This window comes from Bacillus sp. JJ1764 (genome assembly GCF_036962145.1).
In the GTDB taxonomy this organism is placed as follows: Bacteria; Bacillota; Bacilli; order Bacillales; family Cytobacillaceae; genus Neobacillus.
In genome coordinates this window covers 79,300-93,452 of sequence record NZ_JBALNY010000006.1, presented here as the reverse complement: position 1 = coordinate 93,452, position 14,153 = coordinate 79,300, and the positions used below count along the sequence as shown (strand labels likewise).

Genomic DNA, 14,153 nt, shown 5'->3' with positions numbered 1-14,153 from the left:
AATGCTGCAGAAATTTTAATCGCTTGTTCCAATGCAGCTTCACCGTGGATTAGACGGGTCATTTCTTACGCTAATACCTTTTGGGCTTTACGAAGATGAGGCTCTTCCTCCACAGCTTTTTCCAGTTGTTCAATTTCTTCATGAGACAAAAATGTGAAGATTTTTAAGTATTTTACAACATCCGCATCTGCTGTGTTAATCCAGAATTGGTAGAATTCATATGGTGTTGTTTTTTCAGGATCCAACCATACAGCACCGCTTTCGGTTTTTCCGAATTTAGTGCCATCTGCTTTTGTAACAAGCGGGATGGTTAATCCAAATGCTTTAGAGTTTTCCGGATGAATTTTACGGATCAATTCNNCACTGATCGCTGCCGCCAATTTGCAATTTGCACTTGTGATTTTCGAATAAATGAAGGAAATCCATCGCCTGTAAAATCGTATAAGTGAATTCAGTAAACGAAATACCCGTATCAAGGCGAGAGGCAATGGTATCCTTTGCCAGCATATAATTTACCCCAATATGCTTCCCAATATCACGTAAAAAAGTAACAACGTCCATCGAACCGGCCCAATCATAGTTATTCACCATAATGGCACCATTTTCACCTTCAAATTCAAAAATCGATTGAAGCTGTTTTTTAATTCCCTCAACATTTTGTTGAACGGTATCTAATGTTAAGAGCTTTCTTTCCTCACTTTTACCACTTGGATCTCCAATTAATCCTGTTGCACCGCCAACTAAAACAATTGGTCGATGGCCCTGCTGCTGAAATCTTCTTAGAGTTAAAAACGGCAGCAAATGACCGATGTGCATACTGTCTGCTGTTGGATCAACCCCACAGTAAAGTGAGATATGATCTGTATTGAGGACATCTTTTAGTCCTTCTTCATCGGTTTGTTGATAGATGATGCCATGCCACGCCACGCCAAATCTTGTAATAAATCCACTATATTCCCTCCAGTCAAAATAAAAACGCCCCTTGCAAATATGCAGGGACGTAAAAATACGCGGTACCACTCGGCTTGAGGAATAACTCCTCCACCTTGGAACAAATAACGGTTCAAATCCGTTCTCCGTTACTTTACCTTCACGGAGACAGCTCGAGGATGTAATTCATTCTTCTATATGTGGCAGCTTTCACCAGCCGCTGCCTCTCTTCACACAGGGATAGAAGACTACAATTGATTCCCTTCACAGCTTTTATTATTTAAATTAAAGCATTTTTACCATACATTTCGACTGATGTCAAACGAAAACTAGAAATTTCAGAAAAATGCAAGAGGTTGTCAATATTTTCATCTCTATTATGATATAATGTTAAGTTGAGGTGATGCATTCAAATGAAAGAAAAATTAAAGGGCTGGCTGGAAAAAACAAAATCGATCATACAATTTATTACACATAGAAAAACCATTAAAGGCGCCAGCATTACCTATCAGGTTCTATGGAATCTGTTTTTGATTGTCTTGACAGTCGTAATACTGGGAGGAGCTTTTGCTACAGGTGTCGGTGCAGGCTATTTTGCCTCACTTGTAAAAGATGAACCTGTCCGCTCCTATGAAAACATGAAGAAGGATATATATAATTACACGGAAACATCGCAATTATACTTTGCTAATGACGTCTATCTTGGAAAGCTTAGGACCGATCTCGAACGTGAAGAAGTAGAGATAGATCAAATTTCTGATAACCTGATCAATGCGGTTATTGCTACAGAGGATGAATACTTTTACCAACACAAGGGAGTCGTGCCAAAAGCTGTTTTTCGTGCTCTCTTTCAGGAAGTAACAAATTCGTCGATTCAATCAGGCGGGAGTACACTTACCCAACAGTTAATCAAAAACCAAATTCTCACCAATGAAGTTTCCTTTCAAAGAAAAGCAAATGAAATATTACTTGCCCTTCGTTTAGAAAAATTCTTCAGCAAAAAGGAAATTCTTGAAGCCTATTTAAATGTTGCGACTTTTGGGAGAAATTCTTCCGGTAAAAATATCGCCGGTGTCCAGGCTGCAGCCAAAGGAATTTTTGGAAAAAATGCAAAAGACCTGTCTCTGCCGCAAGCTGCCTTTATTGCTGGATTACCGCAAAGTCCATTTGGTTACACACCATTTACGAACCAAGGTACGGTGAAAACCAACCTAGAGCCGGGGCTTACACGAATGAAAACAGTTTTAAAAAGAATGTTTGATGGCGGTTATATCAATAAACAACAATATCAAGAAGCATTAGCATACGACATTACAAAGGATTTTATTCCAGCAGGCACCAATCCACATGATAACTATCCATGGCTAACGGATGAAATTGAAAAACGCTCCATCGAGGTACTAACAACCGTTTTGGCTAAACAAGACGGATATGAAGAAAAAGATTTAAAAAATGATGATAACCTTTTTTATAAATATAAAACACTGGCAAGTCATGCCTTACGACAAAATGGGTATGAAATTCATACAACCATCAATAAAGATATTTATGACGCCATGCAAGTGGTAAAGGATAATTATAAATATTATGGTCCGGATAAGGCCCAGGCAAAACCAGATCCAGAAACAGGCCAGCAAGTAACTGTGATGGAGCCGGTTGAGGTTGGAGCTATGCTGATTGAAAACAAAACTGGCGCCATAATCAGCTTTGTAGGTGGAAGAGATTATAATAAGCAGCAAGTCAATCACGCGACTAATGCCATAAGACAAAACGGGTCTACCATGAAACCGCTGCTTGTCTATGGACCGGCTATTGAGTTGGGACAAGCTTCACCGGGAACACCTCTACCTGACGTAGAATTGCGGCTCAATCCTGCCAGCAGCTCACCGTGGCCGCGCAACTATGATTTACGGTACAGCGGAATTGTGGCGGCAAGATATGCACTAGCTAAATCGTATAACGTTCCAGCTGTTAAGCTTTATTCAGAAATTGTTAATCAAGACCCGGCAAAGTATCTTGAAAAAATGGGATTCACATCACTTCGAAAAGACGACCATACCAATCTTGCAACCGCAATTGGTTCCTTGAAAAACGGGGTGACCATTGAAGAAAACACAAATGCCTTCAGTACTTTTGCCAATAATGGAAAATTTATTGATGCTTATTTAATCGACCAAATTGTGGATAAAGACGGAAAGGTCATCTACAAGCACGAGGTGAAACCAGTTGATGTCTTTACACCACAAACGGCTTATTTAACCCTTGATATGATGCGTGATGTTATTAAAATGGGAACAGCAGCAGGAATTAAAAGCAAACTAAGTTTCAGTTCTGATTGGGCTGGCAAAACAGGTACAGGTAATGAGTACATTGATTCCTGGTTTGTTGCCACTAACCCGAATGTCACCTTTGGCATTTGGACTGGTTATGATACACCTAAATCTTTAAGGACTTCTGGTTTGTCGTATAGTCAAAGAACGAATTATTTATGGGCAGAATTAATGAATGCGGCTTATAAAATTAAGCCAGACTTGGTTGCCCCTAAAGAAGCGTTCCCAATGCCTGAAGGGATCGTGAAGCGATCTTATTGTGCGATTTCAGGTCTCTTGCCTTCAAGTCTTTGTTCTAGGGCCGGATTAGTTGAAAGTGACTATTTTAGCGTTAATCATGTTCCGACTAAAGTGGATGACAGCTTGATTGAAAGCAAGTATGTAACTATAAATGGCAAAAAATATATGGCTTTAAGCTCTACGCCAAAAGAATTTGCCCAATCAGGAGTTATTTTAAATCCTGACTTTATCACGAGAATGGTTGGGAGAAACTTCAGAAACATCAATCAACTGATTCCTGACAGGGGACGTTGGGGAAATGTTCTTGTCCCTGACGCTAAAATGGTGGACAATGGCAAAAACCCTAATTCTGTCACCCTCTCAATATCAGGAAATACCCTTTCCTGGACATCATCCGGTGATAATGATGTCATTGGCTATCGCCTCTATAAGGGCCAATCAAAGATTGCCAGCATAAAGAGTGGCTCAAAATTATCGTATAATGCCGGAAGTGGCAGCTATTACGTAAAGGCTGTCGATATTGCTGGTAAAGAATCATCACCTTCTAATGTAGTGGAATTGCCTTAAAAAACAGCACCGAGTTTAAATTCTCGGTGCTGTTTTTCTATATTGATTAGTCTTCCATGGTTGAAAGATCGCCTGTTGGCAAATTAAGTTCCCATGCTTTCAATACACGTCTCATTATTTTACCGCTTCTCGTTTTTGGCAGCTTGTCACGGAAATCAATTTCTCTTGGAGCTGCATGTGCAGCAAGGCCTTTTTTCACGAACTGTCTAATATCTTCTTTGAGATCTTCCGTAGGTTGATAGCCGTCTCTTAATGCGATAAAAGCTTTAATGATTTCGCCACGAACCGGATCCGGTTTTCCAATAACACCGGCTTCCGCCACTGCAGGATGCTCAACAAGCTTACTCTCAACTTCAAACGGACCCACACGCTCACCAGACGTCATGATTACATCGTCCACACGTCCTTGGAACCAGAAATATCCGTCCTCATCCATATAGGCTGAATCGCCGGACACATACCAACCGCCATTTGGCATAAAATATGATTCGTATTTTTGCGGATTATTCCAAATTGTATGCATCATGGATGGCCAGCCTTTTTTAATAGCCAGATTTCCCATGCGGTATGGCGGAAGTTCATTTCCTTGATCATCCACGATGGCTGCTTGAACACCTGGAATCGGTTTACCCATTGATCCTGGTTTAATTTCCATGCAAGGATAGTTGCTGATTAACTGAGCACCCGTTTCTGTCATCCACCAGTTATCATGAATTCGTTTATTAAATACTTTTGCCCCCCATTTTACAACCTCAGGATTCAAAGGTTCACCAACACTTAGTATATGGCGAAGACTGCTCAAATCAAATTTCTTCACCAGCTCATCACCGGCACCCATTAACATCCTAAAGGCTGTTGGTGCACTGTACCACACGGTTACCCCAAAGTCTTCAATCATTTTGTACCATGATTCAGGACTAAAACGTCCACCTATAATAACATTAGAGGTTCCTGTCAACCAAGGTCCAAAAATTCCATAGGAAGTCCCTGTTACCCAACCTGGGTCAGCCGTACACCAATAAACATCATCCTCTTTTAAATCAAGGACCCATTTAGCTGTTTGATAATGCTGAATCATCGCATTATGTACATGCAATACACCTTTTGGTTTACCAGTAGATCCGGAGGTATAGTGGAGGATTAAGCCATCTGTTCTTTCCACCCACTCAATCTTTAGATTTTTGCTTGCCTCGCTCAATTTTGCTAAGAAATCCACATATGGCCCCTGCTCTTCCACATTTTTTCCGACAAGAAAAATGTGCTTCAGTGCAGGTAATTCGTTCACTGGCACCCGTTCTAACAATTCAGGAGTTGTTACCAGTACTTTTGCTTCACTATCTTCTAATCGATCTCTTACAGCCCCTTCCATGAAGGCTTCAAATAATGGGCCAACTATCGCCCCAAGTTTAATCGCACCTAAAACAGTAAAGTAAAGTTCTGGGGATCGCGGCATAAAAATAAAGACACGGTCGCCTTTTTCAACATCACCGTAATTTTTTAGAACATTGCCAGCCTTGTTGGACAGTTCTTTCATTTCTTTAAAGGTATACTTTTCATCCCGTACTGCATCACGATAGTAAAGCGCCACTTTGTTCTTTCGGAATGTATTGACATGACGGTCAATAGCCTCATAGGCCAAATTGACAAGACCGGTTTCGCTCCAGGAAAATTGGTTTTCTGTTTCTTTCCAGTCAAAATTCTTATAGGTTTCATCATAATTATGTAAATTATGATCGCCCTGCACTACTGGTAACGCTTCCACTCTCATTCATTCTCCCCCTTAAAAGAAATAGATTTTGAGATAATTATAGTACAAATTATCACTATTCACAATTTTTTAAAAATATTTTTTTATAAATACCCTGTTTTTACCATGTGTAAATGGTTATTTTAACGTAAAATATGACAGAAAATTTCGTGAAAACACTTTCAAATCTCCAATTTCATGTATAATAGAATGGAAACACTATAGATTTTTCCAGGCGGTGACCAAATGGAACATAAAAAAACCTATAATGCAAAAGAATTAAAAACTCCTCATGGTAAATTAATTATTGAAGGTCCTATTTCATCCGATAAACTTGCAAGCTATGACTTTCATGAAGATCTCGTAGCTTTTCGTCAGCCTGCACAGCAGCATCAAGCACTAATCGGAATTGCTGATCTAGAAGAAGGAAGAATCATAATCGCACGCCATCAAAATACTATAGTCGGCTATGTAACTTTTTTATATCCAGATCCTTTGGAACGATGGTCAGAAGGAAAAATAGATAATTTAATAGAGTTAGGTGCAATTGAAGTCATTCCTCAATTTAGAGGTTTTGCTGTCGGCAAAAATCTCCTTATTGTATCGATGATGGATGATGCCATGGAAGACTATATCATTATTACAACTGAGTATTATTGGCATTGGGATTTAAAAAGAACCAATTTAAATGTTTGGGAATATCGCAAGGTTATGGAAAAGATGATGAATGCAGGTGGCTTAGAATGGTATGCAACCGATGATCCGGAGATTTGTTCTCATCCCGCCAACTGTTTAATGGCGAAAATTGGCAAACGGATTGATACCGAGTCCATCCATAAATTTGATCGGTTAAGATTTATGAATCGTTTTATGTACTAAAAGAATCTGGGAGGAATCCTCATGATCGTAGAAGAAATAATGAAAACGGATGTTGCCACCCTTTTTTCAACGGATACGATAAAAGATGCTTTAACATTAATGGAAACAAGAAAAATAAGACATATTCCCATCGTTGACAGTGAAAATCAGCTTGTGGGGCTCGTTACGGTTGCCAATATTAAAGAGGCAACACCGTCCATCTTTCATACAAATGAACATCCCGAAGATTTAAAAAAGCCGTTGGAACTCATCATGAAAAAGGACATCATTACCGGACATCCTTTGGACTTTGTTGAAGAAGTTGCAGGCTTGTTTTATGAACATAAGATTAGCTGTCTTCCCATTGTAAATGGCAACAAATTGGCAGGGATTGTGACAGAAACAGATTTATTACGAACGATGGTTGAATTAATGGGTGTTCATCAGCCAGGATCCCAAATTGAAATTAGGGTTCCGGATATAACCGGAGTTCTATCCGATATATCAGGCATCATTCATAAGCGTCATGCTAATATTCTTAGTGTACTAGTTTACCCGGACAAACAGGATGATCAATTTAAAATTCTAGTAATCAGGGTCCAATTGATGAACCCTACCGGACTCATTCAAGAGCTAAGAAGTTCCGGCTATCATGTTTTATGGCCTAATCTACCGGGGATTTCACTATGAAAGACCGCTGCTCCTTTGTCTATTCGGAAGAACTGCTGAATTATAAATTCAGCAGCCATCATCCTTTTAATCAGTTCCGGCTTAAGTTAACGGTAGACTTGTTACATAAAATGAATGCATTAGATTCCACACAAATCATCCCTCCTAGAATGGCATCAGAAGAAGAATTAAAACTCATCCATGATCCTAACTATATTGAAGCTGTAAAAAAAGCAGGCCATGGGCTGCTTCAGGAAGAAATAGCTGAAAACTATGGTTTGGGTACGGAAGATACACCCATTTTCGCCAATATGCACGAGGCCAGTTCCTTATTAGTAGGTGGCACCTTAACAGCTGTAGATGAAGTAATGTCCGGAAAATCCTTACATGCGGTTCATCTTGGTGGAGGACTACATCATGGTTTTCGTGGCAAGGCATCCGGATTTTGCATCTATAACGATAGCTCAGTAGCGATTAAATATTTACAAGAAAAGTATAATGCTAGAGTTTTATATGTTGATACCGATGCCCACCACGGAGATGGCGTTCAATGGTCATTTTATGATGATCCCAATGTATGCACTCTTTCTATTCATGAAACAGGAAGATATTTATTTCCGGGTACAGGAAACATCAATGAACGTGGTCAAGGTTCTGGATACGGATATTCATTTAATATCCCTGTTGATGCTTTTACCGAAGATGAATCTTGGCTGCAGACGTATTCCACTGCTTTCAGAGAGATAGCGGAATTTTTTAAACCGGATGTTATTCTGACTCAAAATGGCGCAGATTCACATTATTTCGATCCATTAACCCATTTATCAGCAACCATGAAAATTTACCGGGAAATACCTCGGCTTGCCCATGAAATGGCCCATCAATACTGCGGTGGTAAATGGATTGCCGTTGGCGGAGGAGGCTATGATATTTGGCGAGTTGTTCCAAGAGCCTGGTCCTTAATCTGGCTGGAAATGACCGAAAATGCAACTGGTTTCGGTTTCTTACCACCTGAATGGACGGAAGAATGGCAAAAAATAGCTCCCGTTAAATTGCCTACACAATGGGACGATCCAGATAATCTGTACCCGCCGATTCCAAGAAAGCCTGAAATTACCGAAAAGAATTTTATAACCCTTGAAAAAGCGCTTTACCCCATTCGCAGCAGCAAAAAAAGTGAAAAGACCATGTAAAAAGGTTAGCCAAACGGCTAACCTTCTATTATTCCTTAGTTGATTTTCGGTGTTCAATTCGATGCGGCAATACAACGATGTTATCACTGACTTTTTCTTTATTCATTAACTTGGTCAATAATCTCATTGCTACTGCGCCAATATCATAAAGAGGCTGCACAACGGTAGTCAGCTGCGGGCGAACCATCAGTGACAATCTGGTATTGTCCGATGTAATAATTTCAAAGTCTTCAGGGATTTTATAACCCTTATCTGCTGCACCATGAACGACACCAAGTGCCGTTTCATCAGCACCCACGAAGATTGCTGTAGGTCTTACTGAAATCTCCAGCATCCTGTCAAATGCTTCTAGACCAGAATCGTACGTATAATCCCCTTCAATCACCAAGTCTTCATTGTAAGGAATAGTAGCTTCGCTTAGTGCGCGTTTATAACCATTCAATTTTTTCTCGGAAATATCGGGTTCATGAAGTGGTCCCATAACAAATGCAATGTTTTTATGACCTCTGTCAATAAAATCTTTAACTGAATCATAAGCAGCTTGTTCATAATCAATATTTACAGACGGAATGGTTTCAGATTGTTCAATAGAACCTGCAAGAACAATTGGAACAGGTGATTTTTTGAATTCATCAACATGGTCAAGAGTAATGTTTCCACCCATAAATACAATTCCATCTACCTGCTTACCTAGCATGGTGTTAAGTAAATGCAATTCTTTTTCCTTACTTTGGTCGGAATTGCTCAAAATAATATTATATTTGTACATAGTGGCGATATCTTCAATACCACGTGCCAGTTCGGCAAAGAAAATATTGGAGATATCCGGAATAATCACTCCGACAGTTGTCGTTTTTTTACTTGCAAGACCTCTTGCTACAGCATTTGGGCGGTACCCTAATCTTTCAATAACCTCAAGCACTTTTTTGCGTGTTACCGGTTTTACATTTGGATTTCCATTAACTACCCTAGATACGGTTGCCATTGAAACATTGGCTTCACGGGCAACATCATAAATTGTTATATTATTCACTTGCATCACTCTCCTAAAGCGTACCTTGTTTACTTTATTTTATAGCATATGAATGAAATCTACTCATACTTTCATTGTGAGATAGTATACAATCTTTATTATCTATTTAATGATACGATAAGATGTAGAAAGCCGCAATTGCATTTTCAACATTTTTCGCATAATTTGAAAAAACCTTCTGCATAATGAAGCAGAAGGTTTTTCAAGCGTTTTATCCCTCTATTCGATTAAACGCGGACAAAGTTAGACGAAAGTAATTCATTGTAGAATTGATCAAATTGATTTAAATCCATTTGCTGTTGGCTATCGGATAACGCGACTGCCGGATCCGGATGAACCTCAGCCATTACGCCGTCAGCACCAATTGCAATGGCAGCCTTTGCCGTCGGAAGCAATAGATCTCTTCTTCCTGTTGAGTGAGTGACATCCACCATGACTGGTAAATGAGTTTCTTGTTTCAAAATTGGAACCGCAGAAATATCTAATGTATTTCTAGTTGCACGTTCATAGGTTCTAATTCCCCGCTCACAAAGAATGATTTGTCCGTTTCCTTGCGCCATAATATATTCAGCAGCATTGATAAATTCCTCGATTGTTGCTGAAAGACCTCTTTTTAACAATACTGGTTTATTTACTGCACCTGCTGCTTTTAACAATTCGAAGTTTTGCATATTTCTTGCACCAATTTGAATCACATCAATATAATCAAGTGCCATTTCAATATCTGCTGGATTGACGATTTCACTGATTACAGCCATGTCATACTCTTGGGCAACCCGTTTTAAGATTTTTAATCCCTCAACACCCAGTCCCTGGAAATCATATGGAGAGGTTCTTGGCTTGTAAGCACCGCCACGCAATAACTTCAAACCTTTTTCTTTCATAGACTTTGCCACGGCAGCCACTTGCTCGTATGATTCAACGGAACACGGACCGAAAACAAAATGAGGCTTGCCGTCTCCAATGTTTTCACCTTTTAATGTGACAATGGTGTCTTCCTTCTTTTTCTTACGGGAAACTAGTAATGCCTTTTTATGGTCATCTTTTTGTAAATCTAATCCTGCTTTAAAGATTTCCTTGAAAATATGATCAATAGTCGCACTATCAAATGGTCCATCATTATTTTCTTTAATTTTATCTAACATCATTCTTTCGCGGACTGGATCGAAACGGTATACCCCCTGGTTTTCCTTAACCCGTCCAATCTCTTGGACGAGTTGAGCTCTCTCATTTATTAATCTCAACAATTCCAAGTTCAGTTCATCCACGCGTGTTCTTAATTGCTCTAATTCATTATTGCCCATCATTCGTCCCCGTCCTCTCTTTTGCAAATCAGATAATACCGTAATTGGTATAGAAACTGGTTCACAAGACACAAAATTTAAATTTTTTAAAACTTTTTAATAATTAGGGATTATTATAACGGATAAAAAATACTTTGTCACCTCTTTTTTCTTTAACAGTTCGACGCTTTTAAGCATTAAAGAATATGTAAGGTGTATTTATTTAATGTATTCATCTCATAGACAAGATGTGAAATATAAATGATTAAATTTCTCCCACCGCTGCAGTTAAGGATTTATTGGTGATTTTCCAATGGGAAGCATTCCACGATGGCTGTCCTTTAGTGAAAAGAATCGCCTGAGGTGATTCATGCTTAATTTGGAAATTTTCAGCAATCTCGTTAGAAAGTGGTTTTGAGTCCTGAACAGCTAAATAATAGGTTGGCAGCTCCTGATGTTCCTTAGAAAACTTTTCATATTCCTGATAAGCAGCATGGCTGATTGGACAAGTAAGACTGTGCTTCAACAAATAAAACGTATCTTCTTTTGTCAATAATTCCTCAAATTGCTCAACAGATTCAATTTTTTTAAGCATGATTTATAACCTCCATATGAAAGATGCGGTGAAGTCATTTTAACACTTCACCGCATCGTAAACAAATAAACAGACCTATAGTTTTACTTTACTCTCTTCTTCCTCCAGAGCCCTTTGAGTTTCTGCCAATTTTTTACGCAGCTCTTCACTATTTAGCGTGGATTTACCTGATGTCTTTGACGGAGTAGAAATATTTTGAGGAGATTCTAAAGATATATAGGCTGTATCAGAATCTTCTTCGCCCTGTTTCTCTTTTCCCTTATTAAATAATCCTGTTGATTGCTTGGCAATTCCCTGTGAGAGGGATATCGTTTTTTCCCGCAATGGCTCAGTTTTTTCTAAAAGGTTTCCTGCCTGGCCTGTTAGTGTATTTCGTAGTTCTTTTCCTGCCTTAGGAGCAAGAAGCAGTGCTGCTGCTGCGCCAACTACCCCACCGACAATGGCACCAAGCAGAAAATGATTAGAAGAATCATCCCTTCTGCTTTGATTCGTTTCACGTCCTTCATACTCTTTTTTAGACATCATGTCTACCTCCTTTAATTAGTGTGAACGCATCCTCTGCTGCTGTGGAACGTTATTTTCTGTCTTTTCTTGTTTTCTGGACTGCCACATTTCCTTTATTTCAAAAAATACATTGCTCCATTGAACAATTTGCGAGATTTTTTCTTTATTGTCCTCGACTTCTTTATCAATGGTGTTAGTTATATTTTGTAAAGAGCCGTTAAATTTTTTCACTGAGGCTCCTACATCCTGTACCGCTTCAATTACGCTATTGATCCGTTCTGATTTATCTTGGATATCTTCAGCAAGAGCGTTAGTTTTTTTCAACAAGGCCGTGGTTTCCGTGGTAACACCCTCAACTTGTTTTTCTAACCCTTTTAACGTATCTGATACGCTGTTAAGGGTTAATTTAAGTGATTTAAGCGTTGCCGATAAGAAAATGACAAGAATCAAAAATGCGATGGCAATTAAGGCAACGCTCAGGTATAAAATAATCTGCATTTGTAAAAACCTCCATCTGGTCTATCATTATGTATTACCTTTCTAATTGAGATCTAAACCTCGATAATTATCTTATACTACTTCCTTTTATTTGTCGTTATTTCCTGCCGAAAAATAAAAATTTTCATTGTTAAGAGTAATGTTTCACGGCTTTTCCGCTGCTCTCCCTGGAGACCTCTTTTATCGGAATTCTCTTCGCATATTAAAAAGATGCCAACAAATGCTGACATCTTCTTTTTTAGATATTTAATTGCTTTTCGTAGGATTCTTGGAATTTTTGGATATCGCCAGCTCCCATGAACAGGATCACGCTGTTTTCATGACTTCTCAAAATAGAGGTGTCTTCTTCGGAAAGAATTTCGGAACCTGGAATCTTTTCTTGCAAATCCTGAATAGACAATTTACCGTGTTTTTCACGTGCAGAGCCAAAAATTTCACACAAATAGGTTTTGTCAGCAAGACGCAAGCTTTCAGCAAAGTCGTCTAAAAATGCTTGAGTCCGTGACAAGGTATGCGGCTGAAATACAGCGATGATTTCGCGATCCGGGTACTTTTGTTTAGCCGCATCAACGGTTGCTCTGATTTCCGTTGGATGATGCGCATAATCATCAATTAAAATTTGGCTGCCCATTGTCTTTTCAGAAAATCTGCGTTTTACCCCTCCAAAGGATGTCAGTCTTTCTTTCACAATTTCAACATCAATATCCTCATAATGACATAAACCAATCACGGCAAGGGCATTTAAAACGCTATGATCTCCGAACGTTGGAATGGTAAATGAATCATAGAACGTATTCCGGATAAACACATCAAAACTAGTGCCAGTTGTTGTTTTGACGATATTGGCAGCCTGATAATCATTTTCTTCACCAAAGCCATAAAATAGAACAGGAACTTTAGCCTGAATTTTTTGAAGCTGTTCATCATCTCCGAAAGCAAAAATCCCCTTTTTAACCTGCAGAGCTAATTCCTGAAAAGCCGAGAATACATCATCTATATTTGCGAAATAATCTGGATGGTCAAAATCAATATTGGTCATGATGGCGTAATCAGGGAAATAAGACAGAAAATGCCTTCTATATTCACATGCTTCAAAGACAAAATATTCGGCCCCTTCTTCACCTTTGCCGGTCCCATCTCCAATTAAAAACGAAGTAGGCTTAGCCCCTGCGATGACATGAGAAAGCAAACCTGTCGTCGAGGTTTTACCATGTGCTCCAGCGATGGCTACACTTGTAAAGTTTTGCATAAAATCGCCTAAAAAGCGATGGTAACGTACAATCGGAAGTCCGAGCTCCATTGCTTCTTGTATTTCCTCATGCGTATCTGGAAAAGCATTTCCCGCAATAATGGTCATCCCCGGTTGAATATTCTCCTTTTGAAAAGGAAGAATCTTAATTCCGGACTGTTCAAGAGCAAGCTGTGTAAAAAAACGTTTTTCCACATCGGAGCCTTGTACTTGAAATTTCATATCGTGAAGAACTTGTGCCAGTGCACTCATTCCCGACCCCTTTATACCTACAAAATGGTAAATAGTCATTGAAGAACCTCCAAGCAACGTCTATCTGTAAAACAGTATATGACATCTGACTTTATTTGCTTACATGAAAAATAGATGCTTCATAACATCTAGTTAAGTTAAATTCACATTTTATTATTATATCACTGTTCATTCTTAAAAACTATTTTTAGAATTTTCATGCACC

At 39.0% G+C, this 14,153-nt stretch carries 11 protein-coding genes, 1 pseudogene and 1 other annotated feature; of the genes and pseudogenes, 4 read left to right on the top strand and 8 right to left on the bottom strand.

Annotation, left to right across the window (positions count from 1 at the left end):
- Positions 1-65: 65 nt before the first annotated feature.
- Positions 66-927 (bottom strand): annotated as a pseudogene (gene tyrS, locus V7083_RS01180) (tyrosine--tRNA ligase).
- 64 nt (positions 928-991) lie between these two features.
- Positions 992-1,207, bottom strand: a binding site (T-box leader).
- A 136-nt stretch (positions 1,208-1,343) separates the two neighbouring features.
- On the opposite strand from tyrS, the gene V7083_RS01175 reads away from it, so the two are divergent.
- Positions 1,344-4,067 (top strand): transglycosylase domain-containing protein, encoded by a 2,724-nt coding sequence (locus tag V7083_RS01175; RefSeq protein WP_335474487.1) that lies wholly within the window; start codon positions 1,344-1,346, stop codon positions 4,065-4,067.
- Between the two features lie 46 nt (positions 4,068-4,113).
- Here V7083_RS01175 and acsA read toward each other — a convergent pair whose 3' ends face one another.
- The gene (acsA, locus tag V7083_RS01170; protein ID WP_335474485.1) at positions 4,114-5,835 is read right to left on the bottom strand and encodes an acetate--CoA ligase; all 1,722 of its coding nucleotides are present in this window, start codon (positions 5,833-5,835) and stop codon (positions 4,114-4,116) included.
- Between the two features lie 225 nt (positions 5,836-6,060).
- On the opposite strand from acsA, the gene V7083_RS01165 reads away from it, so the two are divergent.
- Genes V7083_RS01165 through V7083_RS01155 form a run of 3 tightly spaced genes read left to right on the top strand, consistent with a single transcriptional unit; the run spans position 6,061 to position 8,534 of the window.
- Complete coding sequence (locus V7083_RS01165) at positions 6,061-6,693, top strand: GNAT family N-acetyltransferase (protein ID WP_335474483.1); 633 nt, start codon at positions 6,061-6,063, stop codon at positions 6,691-6,693.
- Between the two features lie 21 nt (positions 6,694-6,714).
- Positions 6,715-7,362 (top strand): acetoin utilization AcuB family protein, encoded by a 648-nt coding sequence (locus tag V7083_RS01160; protein ID WP_335474481.1) that lies wholly within the window; start codon positions 6,715-6,717, stop codon positions 7,360-7,362.
- The gene (locus tag V7083_RS01155; RefSeq protein WP_335474479.1) at positions 7,359-8,534 is read left to right on the top strand and encodes an acetoin utilization protein AcuC; all 1,176 of its coding nucleotides are present in this window, start codon (positions 7,359-7,361) and stop codon (positions 8,532-8,534) included. The genes V7083_RS01160 and V7083_RS01155 overlap by 4 nt, the downstream gene beginning before the upstream one ends.
- A gap of 28 nt (positions 8,535-8,562) precedes the next feature.
- On the opposite strand, the gene ccpA is transcribed toward V7083_RS01155, so the two are convergent.
- The 6 genes from ccpA to murC form a co-directional block, all read right to left on the bottom strand.
- Positions 8,563-9,573, bottom strand: coding sequence for a catabolite control protein A (gene ccpA, locus V7083_RS01150; protein WP_438823679.1), 1,011 nt, complete (start codon positions 9,571-9,573; stop codon positions 8,563-8,565).
- A gap of 221 nt (positions 9,574-9,794) precedes the next feature.
- Complete coding sequence (locus V7083_RS01145; RefSeq protein ID WP_335474475.1) at positions 9,795-10,871, bottom strand: bifunctional 3-deoxy-7-phosphoheptulonate synthase/chorismate mutase; 1,077 nt, start codon at positions 10,869-10,871, stop codon at positions 9,795-9,797.
- Positions 10,872-11,115: 244 nt separating this feature from the next.
- Positions 11,116-11,445, bottom strand: coding sequence for a bacillithiol system redox-active protein YtxJ (ytxJ, locus tag V7083_RS01140; RefSeq protein WP_335474473.1), 330 nt, complete (start codon positions 11,443-11,445; stop codon positions 11,116-11,118).
- A 75-nt stretch (positions 11,446-11,520) separates the two neighbouring features.
- The gene (locus V7083_RS01135) at positions 11,521-11,967 is read right to left on the bottom strand and encodes a YtxH domain-containing protein (protein ID WP_335474471.1); all 447 of its coding nucleotides are present in this window, start codon (positions 11,965-11,967) and stop codon (positions 11,521-11,523) included.
- Positions 11,968-11,985: 18 nt separating this feature from the next.
- On the bottom strand, positions 11,986-12,447 hold the full coding sequence (locus V7083_RS01130) for a DUF948 domain-containing protein (protein ID WP_335474470.1): 462 nt from the start codon (positions 12,445-12,447) through the stop codon (positions 11,986-11,988).
- Between the two features lie 238 nt (positions 12,448-12,685).
- Complete coding sequence (gene murC / locus V7083_RS01125; RefSeq protein ID WP_335474468.1) at positions 12,686-13,987, bottom strand: UDP-N-acetylmuramate--L-alanine ligase; 1,302 nt, start codon at positions 13,985-13,987, stop codon at positions 12,686-12,688.
- Between the last annotated feature and the right edge of the window lie 166 nt (positions 13,988-14,153).